Origin of the sequence: Streptomyces sp. 8L, from assembly GCF_020176795.1 — a bacterium.
In the GTDB taxonomy this organism is placed as follows: Bacteria; Actinomycetota; Actinomycetes; order Streptomycetales; family Streptomycetaceae; genus Streptomyces.
Genome location: NZ_JAIUKE010000446.1, coordinates 673 through 10099 on the forward strand (window position 1 = coordinate 673; position 9427 = coordinate 10099).

General features: G+C 68.4%; 9 protein-coding genes and 1 pseudogene (1 of these 10 cut by a window edge). 2 read left to right on the top strand and 8 right to left on the bottom strand.

The features are described from left to right. From LCE31_RS30500 to LCE31_RS30535, 8 genes and pseudogenes are all read right to left on the bottom strand, one after another. Window positions 1-252: pseudogene (locus LCE31_RS30500) on the bottom strand (CoA-transferase); it reaches 491 nt to the left of the window's first position. Further along, complete coding sequence (locus LCE31_RS30505) at window positions 249-1004, bottom strand: CoA transferase subunit A (protein WP_225020056.1); 756 nt, start codon at window positions 1002-1004, stop codon at window positions 249-251. Before LCE31_RS30505 ends, LCE31_RS30500 begins: the two are co-directional and overlap by 4 nt. Then, window positions 1004-1984 (bottom strand): enoyl-CoA hydratase/isomerase family protein, encoded by a 981-nt coding sequence (locus LCE31_RS30510; RefSeq protein ID WP_308042331.1) that lies wholly within the window; start codon window positions 1982-1984, stop codon window positions 1004-1006. The genes LCE31_RS30505 and LCE31_RS30510 overlap by 1 nt, the downstream gene beginning before the upstream one ends. A 114-nt stretch (window positions 1985-2098) precedes the next feature. Then, entirely contained in the window at window positions 2099-3274 is a 1176-nt protein-coding gene (locus LCE31_RS30515; protein ID WP_225020049.1) for an iron-containing alcohol dehydrogenase, read from the bottom strand. Further along, window positions 3271-4245, bottom strand: a complete 975-nt coding sequence (locus LCE31_RS30520) for a 3-keto-5-aminohexanoate cleavage protein (protein ID WP_225020050.1) — start codon at window positions 4243-4245, stop codon at window positions 3271-3273. Before LCE31_RS30520 ends, LCE31_RS30515 begins: the two co-directional genes overlap by 4 nt. Further along, entirely contained in the window at window positions 4232-4987 is a 756-nt protein-coding gene (locus tag LCE31_RS30525; RefSeq protein WP_225020051.1) for an HpcH/HpaI aldolase family protein, read from the bottom strand. Before LCE31_RS30525 ends, LCE31_RS30520 begins: the two co-directional genes overlap by 14 nt. Continuing rightward, complete coding sequence (locus LCE31_RS30530) at window positions 4984-5913, bottom strand: hypothetical protein (protein ID WP_225020052.1); 930 nt, start codon at window positions 5911-5913, stop codon at window positions 4984-4986. Before LCE31_RS30530 ends, LCE31_RS30525 begins: the two co-directional genes overlap by 4 nt. Before the next feature lie 29 nt (window positions 5914-5942). Next, a complete protein-coding gene (locus LCE31_RS30535; protein WP_225020053.1) occupies window positions 5943-6836 on the bottom strand; it encodes a DUF6282 family protein in 894 nt (297 codons plus the stop codon). Between the two features lie 252 nt (window positions 6837-7088). Here LCE31_RS30535 and LCE31_RS30540 point away from each other — a divergent pair, with 252 nt between their 5' ends. Both LCE31_RS30540 and LCE31_RS30545 read left to right on the top strand, forming a co-directional pair. After that, entirely contained in the window at window positions 7089-7856 is a 768-nt protein-coding gene (locus LCE31_RS30540; protein WP_225020054.1) for an IclR family transcriptional regulator, read from the top strand. 45 nt (window positions 7857-7901) lie between these two features. Then, on the top strand, window positions 7902-9239 hold the full coding sequence (locus LCE31_RS30545) for an MFS transporter (RefSeq protein WP_225020055.1): 1338 nt from the start codon (window positions 7902-7904) through the stop codon (window positions 9237-9239). Window positions 9240-9427: the final 188 nt, after the last annotated feature.

Sequence of the window (9427 nt, forward strand, 5' to 3'; positions counted from 1 at the left end):
TTGTTTGTGGGGGGGGGGGGGGGGGGGGGGGGGGTTTGCTTGGGGGGCTTTTAGTCGGGGGGGGCCAGGTTGGGGGGGGGTGGGGTAGGGGCCCGTTCCCAGGATGCCGTTCTCGCTGTGGAGGACGACATCGATGCCGGGGGGAACGTGATCGGCGACGAGTGTGGGCAGGCCGATGCCGAGGTTCACGTACTGTCCGTCGCGCAGCTCCGTCGCGGCACGTGCTGCCATTTCGACGCGGGTCCAGCTCACGACAGGGCCTCCTCGGTGACGGTCCGCTTCTCGATGCGCTTGTCGGGGTCCGGCGCGTGGACGATGTGCTGAACGAACACGCCCGGCACGTGGATGTCCTCGGGACGGAGTTCGCCGGGCTCGACGAGTTCGGCGACTTCGGCCACCGTGACGCGTCCGGCCATGGCTGCCGCCGGGTTGAAGTTGGCTGTCGTGCCGTCGAAGACGAGGTTTCCGTGGTGGTCGCCGCGGCTGGCGGCCATGAGGGAGAAGTCCGTGGTGATGGACTCCTCCAGCACGTACTCGCGACCGTGGAAGACGCGTACCTCCCGGGGCGGTGAGTGCACGGCGACGCCGCCGTTTCCGTCGTAGCGCCAGGGGATGCCGCCTTCGGCTATCTGGGTGCCCACGCCGGCGGGGGTGTAGAAGGCGGGGATGCCGCATCCACCCGCGCGCAGACGTTCGGCAAGGGTGCCCTGCGGGCAGAGCTCCACCTCCAGTTCGCCGGACAGGTACTGCCGGGCGAACTCCTTGTTCTCACCGACGTATGAGCCGGTGACGCGGGCGACGCGGTGCTTGGCCAGGAGGATTCCCAGCCCCCAGTCGTCGACGCCGCAGTTGTTGGAGATCACCTTGAGACCGGATACGCCCAGGCGGTCGACGGCCTGAATGAGGGTCATCGGTATCCCGCAGAGTCCGAAGCCTCCCACTGCGAGGCTCGCGCCGTCGGTCAGCTCCGCCAGGGCCAGTTCGGGAGTGGTGCACTTGTTGATCAAGACAGGCTCCTGCTCGCTGCTGCCTGGAGGACGTCGCCGTCCGTCCACTGAGGGAGCGTGCCGCGGTCGACGAGGGCGCATCGGACGCCTTCGTCGAAGTCGTGGCTGCGGATGACCGTGGCGGCAGTGGCCAGTTCGCGGTCGAGGCATCCCTTCAGGTGGTCGCCGGCGCCCAGGCGCAGCAGTTCATCGGTGACGACGAGACTCGCGGGGCACGCGGCGTGCAGGGCCTGGAGCGCAGCACCGGCTTCCGGTAGAGCGGCCAGCCCGGTCGCCAGGTCTGCCAGCGGGGCGGTCCGGAACACCTGGAGGAGGGCATTCTCCGCAACGGTTTCCGCGGGGCTTGGAGCCCGGGGCGGTGAATGGGCGGCGTCGAGTGCGGCGACCCCGTCGCGGGCCAGCAGCGGGATCAGGTCGTCGAGGCTCTCCCTCGGCACGTGATGGGTGGCCAGGCCGCTTCTGAGGGCGCCGGCGGCCTCGACGCGCGCACCGGTCAGGCCCAGGTAACGGCCCCAGCCCGGCGAGAGCCGGGGCAGGAAGTGGCTGGCCCCCACGTCTGGGAAGAACCCGATCGCCGTCTCGGGCATGGCCAGCACACTGTGCTGTGTGACGACCCGGTGGCTGCCGTGGACGGACAGGCCGAGGCCGCCGCCCATCGCCACGCCGTCCAGGAGGGCGACGTAGGGCTTGGGATAGGAGGCGATCTGTGCGTTCAGCGCGTACTCCGCGGCGAAGAAGGCCATCGCTGCATCCAGCCGGTTCGCGCGGACCTCTTCCCGTACCAGACATATGTCACCTCCCGCGCAGAAGGCACGGGCGGAGGTGCTGCGGACGACGACCGTGTGGACGGAGGTGTCGTCCGCCCAACGGGTCAGGACCTGCGTAAGGTCGGTGACCATGGCAGGGGTGAGGGCGTTCAACGCCTTCGGGCGGTCGAGCTGGATCAGTCCGAGTCCGTGTTCGACGGAGGCCCTCACATGGCCGCTGGTGGCACCAGGAGCCGGGGGGCGAGAGGTGAGTGTCGGCGCGGGGCCATCAGAAGCGGTACCGGGTCCCGGCATGGCGCGGCCTTTCGGTGAAGGAGGGAGAGGTCAGTCCACAAGGGAGCGGTAGAGCCCCTCGACGGTGGCCTGATCGGGCGTTCGCGGATTGTTGGCGGGCGACCCGGAGGTGAGGGTCTGTTCAGCCATGGTGGGGATCATGCGCAGCCAGCGCTCCCGGTCGATTCCTTGCTGCTCGGGAGTGGGGACGGCCAAGTCGGCGTTGAGGTTGTGCAGTTCGGCGAGGAGCGCGTGTGCGGCAGCCTCGTCGGACTCCCCGCCGCCGCTGAGTGACATGGCCCGTGCGCAGTCGGCGTAGCGGGGGATCGCGGCCGAGAGCGAGTAGGCGGTCACGGTCGGGAGGAGCATGGCGTTGGACAGACCGTGGGCCACGTGGAAGTGGGCTCCGACGGGGCGGCTCATGCCATGGACGAGAGCGACGCTGGAGTTGGAGAACGCCATCCCGGCCTGGGTGGAGGCGAGCATCATGGCGCTGCGCGCCGAGAGGTCGTCCGGAGAGGTGTAGGCGGTGCGCAGGTTGTGGCCGATGGCTGTCATGGCGATGAGTGCCAGTCCGTCGGTGAACGGGGTGGCCTGACGGCTGGCATAGGACTCGATGGCGTGGGTGAGCGCGTCGATGCCGGTGTCTGCCGTGAGGCGGGGCGGCATCGCCACGGTCAGAAGCGGATCCACCAGCGCCGCTGTGGGCAGGAAGGCCAGCCCGGAGCAGAGCATCTTCTCGTCGGTCGGTCCGGTGTCGTCGGTGATGATGGTGTAGCGCGTGCACTCCGAGCCGCTGCCGGCGGTGGTGGGGATCGCGATGAGGGGAAGCGCGGGGATGTCGGTGATCGCGGGCGCGGCGTAATCCCTCATGGGACGTCCGGTGGTGCCGAGCAGGGCGACCGCCTTCGCGGTGTCCATGGGGCTGCCACCGCCGAGCCCGACGACACAGTCGAAATCGCCCTGGCTCAGTACGTCAAGAGCGTCCTGGACGGAGGAGGTCGTGGGGTCGGGCCGTACACGGTCGTGCACCTGAGCCCGGATGCCGTACGGGACGAGGGTGTCCGCGATCCGCCCGGCTGTTCCGTTGCCGTTGAGGAAGGCGTCCGTGACGATCAGGGGCCGGGAGAGTTCCAGCGAGCGCAGTACCTCGCCGAGCTGCTCGGCGGCGCCGGGACCGATACGCAGGAGACGTGGCAGGGCGACGGAAGCGACGGGGCCTGTCATCGCGGCGCTCCTTCTCCGTGGGCCGACGCGTGCGGGCGCGGCAGCTTCGTGTTCTCGGGTCCCTTGAGCGCGAGCATCCTCCGGGCCTGAGCAGGGGTCGCTGGGGTCCGGCCGATGTCCTGAAGAATCCGTACGATCTTCTCCACCTGCTCGGCATTGCTGCGGGCGAGTTGACCGGCCCCGATGTAGAGGCTGTCCTCCAGCCCGACCCGAACGTGCCCGCCCAACTGCGCGGCGTGCGTGGAGACGGCGAACTGATGGCGCCCGGCGGCGAACGCGGAGAATGCGTAGTCCTCGCCGAAGAGCCGGTCCGCGGTGCGCACCATGTGCTGGACGTGGTCCAGCTCGGGGCCGATCCCGCCGAGGACGCCGAACACTCCCTGGATGAGGTAGGGGGCACGGACGAGTCCCCGCCCCACGAAGTGAGCCAGTGTGTAGAGGTGTCCGATGTCGTAGCACTCGAACTCGAACCGGGTCCCGCGCGCCTGCAGATCGCGCAGGATCGTTTCGATCTGGATGAAGGTGTTGGAGAAGATCCGGTCTGCGGAGCCGGTCACATACGCCTTCTCCCAGCCGTGGCGCCAGTGGGTGACACGTCGCGCGGCCGGGGCGAAGTTGAAGTTCATCGACCCCATGTTCAGCGAAGCCAGCTCGGGCGCGAAGGTACGGGCCGCCGCCAGACGTTCGTCCAGAGTCATGATGGCCGCCCCGCCGGTGGTGATGTTGACAACCGCGTCGCTGCCCGCCGCGATCGGCGAGAGGAAGCTCCGGTAGACCTCGGGGTCGGAGCTGGGTCGTCCGTCCTGGGGGTCCCGGGCGTGCAGGTGGAGTACGGCGGCGCCGGCGCGGGCGGCGTCCAGAGCCTGCCGGGAGATCTCCTCGGCGGAGACCGGAAGGGCGTCGGACATGCTCGGGGTGTGGATCGCGCCGGTTACGGCACAGCTGATGATCGTGTGCTCAGACTGCTTCACGCGAGCCTCCTCGTGGGCGCAGCGCACGCACCGTGGCGACAGCGGCCTCGGCGAGCATGGATGTGTCATTGCCGACGACGACGAAGTCGAAGCCCTGCTCCAGTAGCGCGTCGGCTGCCTGAGGGGTCGCGGTCGCCGCACCGCAGGGCACGCCCGCCTCGTGGGCGGAGGCCAGGGCCCGCGCGCACAGGTCGCCGACCTCGTCGGAGCCCGGGAGGTGTCCGGTATCGAGGCCGATGTCGGCCGCGCCGACGAAGAGAGCGTCCACGCCGTCGACCGCGGCGATGGCCGCCGCGTTACCGACCGCCTCCCGGCTCTCGATCTGCGGAATGCACAGTGCGCGGGTTCCCGAGTCCAGATACTCCTCCCGTGACGCCAGTCCCCAGCGGCCTGCCCTGCTGGTACCACCGGCCCCACGTCGGCCATGGGGCGGGAACCGGACTGCCGAGGCGGCTGCGTGGGCCTGTTCGACCGTGTCGACGTGGGGGATCAGCACGCCCGCCGCTCCCGCGTCCAGCAGCCGCTGGATCCGGGACGGGGCACCGTCCGGTACCCGCACCAGAGGGGTGGTGTTCAGAGCCGCGGCCATGCTGATCAGTTCGTAAGCGGTGCGTACGTCGATCGGAGCGTGCTCCTGGTCGACGATCACGAAGTCGAAGCCGGCGTACGCGGCGATCTGCACGGACTCCAGGGCCGGCAGCTTCACCCACGTTCCGACGTCTCCGCCGGTAAAGGTGGTCATGAGGAGCTCTCCTCTCCGGGGGTGGGGAAGTCGTCCGCGTTCAGGACCCACCCCTGCCGGGCGGAGAAGTCGACACGCGGCGGGCTGAAGATGTCGATCAGCTCGTTCACTCCCTCGCCGCAGGCCCGGGTCGTGTGCACGGTCGGCGGCGGGATGACGGCGACCGACGGGCTGCCGACCTCATGGTGCTCGTCAGGGCGCCACTGGTCCATGTCCGTGGTCCAGGGGGTGCGGATGTGGTGCTCGAAACGGCCCGCCACAGCCAGCGAGCACTGCTGGAAATCGTCGTGGTGGTGCGGGGAGAGCTTGTTGCGGGGGCGGGGGCCGTCGGTCGGGTCGAGGAAGTTGACCATGAAGGAACGCGTGCGGTAAATCCTTCCGAAGCGCCCGGGCTCCACAGGGGCTTCGTCCGGCCGGTACACCCGGAGCCGGTCCCCGTCCCGAGGCGCGGGCCAGGGGGCGAGAGGGGCGACCCTGTGATGGGGCTCGGCGTAGTCGGCGGCATTGACCGCGAGGCCCGCGATGTCCGCGGTGCGGTGATCGAAGAGGCGGATGACCTGAGCGTCGGCCCGTGCGGTGATCCGGGAAGGACCGGGCGGCACGACGATCAATGCCCTGCCGCGGACATCGCGGGCCTCGCCTCCGGCCTCGACGACGACGTGCGCCTCCGGCGCGGTGAGCAGCACTACGTACTCGTGCTCCTGGGCGGCCCGTTCCAGCACCTGCCCGGACCGGAGGCGGGAGAGGGCGAGCAGGAAATTCTGCCCGCGCACCACCCAGGTGCTGCCGGAGGAGGCGTCCTCGCTCTGGGGTGGTCCGTCGAACTCGTGGTACCACGGTGCAGCGATGGGGGCGTTCGTGTGGTCCGCGGTGGTCGGCGGGACGGATGTGGGCAAGGCGGAGCGCGGGTCGGCGGAGTCGTACACGGTGTCTCTCCTGGGGTTCGTCGGGTGGATCAGTCGAGGCCCATGAGGTAGGTGGGGTTGTCGACGAGCATGCGGCGCAGGTCCTTCTCCGCGATGCCGTGGTCGAGGAGTGCTGTGGTGACCTCGATGAACGCGTCCACGGGGCGGGTACGGCCGATCTGCCCCAGATCGGAGGCGAGCACGGTGCGCTCGACGCCCACGGCCTCGATCCACTCCAGCAGGACCTCGATCCCGAAGTGCGGGTGATCATCCGGGAGATACATGCCGACCTCGTGCTCCATGAACACACCCCGCCCGGACAGCTCGACCCCCTGCTTTAGCGTGAGGTCACTGATGAAGTTGGGGTGGCTCGCCACCATCCGCTCGACGCCGCGCTCCGCCCCGACCGCGAAGAGCTCCGCCATGTCATCGGGGTGGAGATGCCCGCCGTTGAGGACGGTGCCCGTCTCGGCGACGACATCGACGACCTGGGCCACCTCCGGCCGCAACCTGCCCTGGTCGTCATGGATGAGGACCGGGACCGTGGTGAGTTCGACCGTGCTGCGCGGGAAGCCGCCGGCCAGAGCCTTCTCCTGGAACTCGATGTGGCGACGGGAGGAGAAGGTCGGGAACCAGACGATCTTGCCCCCCATCCGCAGACACATCTCCACCGCGTAGGGATTGATGCCGCCGACCTGGTTGTTCAGGACGATCCCGCCGTACACCCGGGTCTCGATACCCTCGAACGACCTGTGCGCGGCCTGAAGATCCATGACGGTGTTGTGGTGATGCGACTTGGCGACGAAGGCCCGCATCTTGATCCGGGCACCGTCACGCGCACCGTCCACGTGATCGAACTCGCGGGGGAACGGACCCGGGCCGGAGTGGCAGTGCATGTCGATCATGCCGTCCAGGATCCTCGCGACAACAGGGCTGGTTTCCATCGAGCTCTCCTCACGTCCGGGGGCCTACGCCTCGACGATGATTCATCACATCCCGAAAAGTCAATGCACAATACGAACGGACTGCCCGCCGATAGGTCGCCAACGGGGTCACGGAAGAAACATCCTGCAAGCATCTTGTTCGTATGGAGTTTCCTGTGTTCGCATGTCGCTTGTCACCGCATTGGACGGCACCGCACGTGGTGCACACTTCGTGATGTGAACAAGCGGTTCTCATCACGAACGGAGTTGCCCATGGCGGAGAAGGACGATGAGTCTCGCTCCAGCGGCGAGATTCAGGCGGTCGACCGCGCAGCCCAGATCCTGCGTCTGTTCGGCCCGGAGACCCCGGAGCTGACAGCCGGAGACGCGGCTGAGCGCCTCGGCCTCAACCGCACTACCACCTACCGGTACTGCACCTCGTTGGTCACTTCGGGACTGCTGGAACGGGGAAGCGCACCGGGCACGTTCGCGCCGGGCGTGCTTCTGCTCCAGCTCGGGGCTTTCGCCCTGGGGCGCCGCAAGGTAGTCGACCTTGCCCCCTCCTTCATGAGGGAACTTTGCTCGACCACGGGTCTCACCGCGGTGCTCAGCCTATGGGGGTCGACCGGTCCCATCGTGTCCCGAGTGGAGGAGGACGCCACCCGCACCGTTCTGGTGACCGTCCGCGTGGGGACCCAACTGTCACTCACCGCGGCCCAGACAAAGATCTTCCTCGCGCACATGCCCGACCAACTGCGGGTCGACCGTCTGCTGGGCAGCTTGCCGACCGTGGAACGCGACGCACTGACCAACGAGATCCGCGGCATCGCCGGCACCGACAAGGTGGCCATGAGCCCGGACGGCTTCGGCATCCACGCGATGGCCGCGCCGGTGTTCGACGAGTACGGGATCTGCGCCGCTGTCGCGCTCGTCGCCACCGACGACCTGCTCCCACTGGACGCCGACAGCGCCACCGCCCGACACCTCAGGAGTACCGCCGCCGCACTCAGCCAGGCCATGGGCGGCGACAAGCACCTCTGACACCCGCACCCGCCCCCGCCCACGGGGCCAGAACGGAGGGCCACGATGTCCGCCACAACCGACAGCCCAACGCACACCAAGGACCCGCGCCGCGCGGCCCTCTGCGGCGGAATCCTCGGCTACTACGCCGACCAGTTCGACGTCTTCGTACCGATCATCACCCTCGCCCCCGCCATGATCTACTTCGAACCCGCCGACACCTCCAAGACGACCGCGGCGCTCATCGCCGCCGCGGTCTTCGCGGCGACCCTGATCGCCCGCCCCCTCGGATCGGCGGTGTTCGGCTACTACGCCGACAAGGTCGGCCGGCGCGTCACCACCATGGTGGCGGTCGCCGGATTCGGAGTCTCGACCTTCGCCATCGGGCTGCTTCCCGGACACCAGCACCTCGGTATGGGGGCGATCGTGGTGCTGATCGGGCTGCGCTTCATCGGCGGGATCTTCCTGGGAGGGGAGTACGCCACAGCCGTACCCCTGGCGATGGAATGGAGCCCGGCCCGCAAACGTGGACTCGCCAGCGGACTCATCACCTGCACATCGCCGCTCGCCACGGCATCGATCGCCGCACTCAGCCTCTTCCTTCTCAGCGTCATGCCCCCTGACGGAGTACACAGCGCCTACGTCCAGTGGGGCTGGCGCATCCCCTTCTTCATCGGCGGCCTGCTGGGCGGCATCCTCTTCTTCTACTACCGCAACAACGTCGAAGAAGCGCCCGCGTTCGAAGCCTCCGAGGCGACCAGGTCACCGCTGCGGGAGCTGCTCGACGGCCGTCACCGGCGCGACCTCGCCCAGGTCTTCGTTCTCATGACCGGCGCGTGGCTGCTCACCAACGTCGCCGCAGCCGTGCTCCCCTCGATGCTCAAGAGCGAAGTCGGTCTGCCCGACCGCACCGTCAGCGTCATCCTTCTCATCTCCTCCCTCGTCTGCGTCGGCACCTTCCTCGGATGCGCGCTGCTGTCGCAGCGCATCGGGCGACGCCGCTTCTACACAACCTTCGGCGTCGTGGCCGCAGTGGCGGCTTCCACCTGCTACGTCCTGCTCACTCATCTGGGGCCGGACGATGTCATCCTCGCGACGCTCCTGGCCACAGGCGTTCAGGCCACCACCATCTCCATGTACGGCCCGATCACGGCGTACCTCACCGAACGGTTCCCCTCCGTCATCCGAGCCACCGGCTACGGCGTCGGATACAGCCTCGCCCTCGTGATCCCCGCCTTCTACGCCTTCTACATCAGCGGCATCGCGACCTTTACCGGAACGGCTCTGGCACCCGTCGTGCTCCTTGTGGCCGGAGGTGTGCTCGTCGCCGCCGGAGGAGCATCGGGACCCGAGACCAAGGACGTCGACATGGCGACCGGCCTGACGGTGGAGCCCCGCCCATGACTGCCCTGCCCGCCCCCACGGTGTCCGCATCTGCACCAGCCCACGCACCTGAGGCGACCCCGGTGGTGTGGACACTCTGACAATGGATCTTGCGGGACTGTAAAAAGATCGGCCCTGTCTCATATTCGGTGGTGACGCAGAGTCGTGGGGGTCGTTGATAGTCACGTGAAGGATGTCAACGAGCTTGT

Bases quoted from the DNA above. Each gene is read 5' to 3' on its own strand.
- LCE31_RS30540 (WP_225020054.1), top strand. From the start codon at position 7,089: ATGGCGGAGAAGGACGATGAGTCTCGCTCCAGCGGCGAGATTCAGGCG.
- LCE31_RS30545 (WP_225020055.1), top strand. From the start codon at position 7,902: ATGTCCGCCACAACCGACAGCCCAACGCACACCAAGGACCCGCGCCGC.
- LCE31_RS30535 (WP_225020053.1), bottom strand. From the start codon at position 6,836: ATGGAAACCAGCCCTGTTGTCGCGAGGATCCTGGACGGCATGATCGAC.
- LCE31_RS30515 (WP_225020049.1), bottom strand. From the start codon at position 3,274: ATGACAGGCCCCGTCGCTTCCGTCGCCCTGCCACGTCTCCTGCGTATC.
- LCE31_RS30525 (WP_225020051.1), bottom strand. From the start codon at position 4,987: ATGACCACCTTTACCGGCGGAGACGTCGGAACGTGGGTGAAGCTGCCG.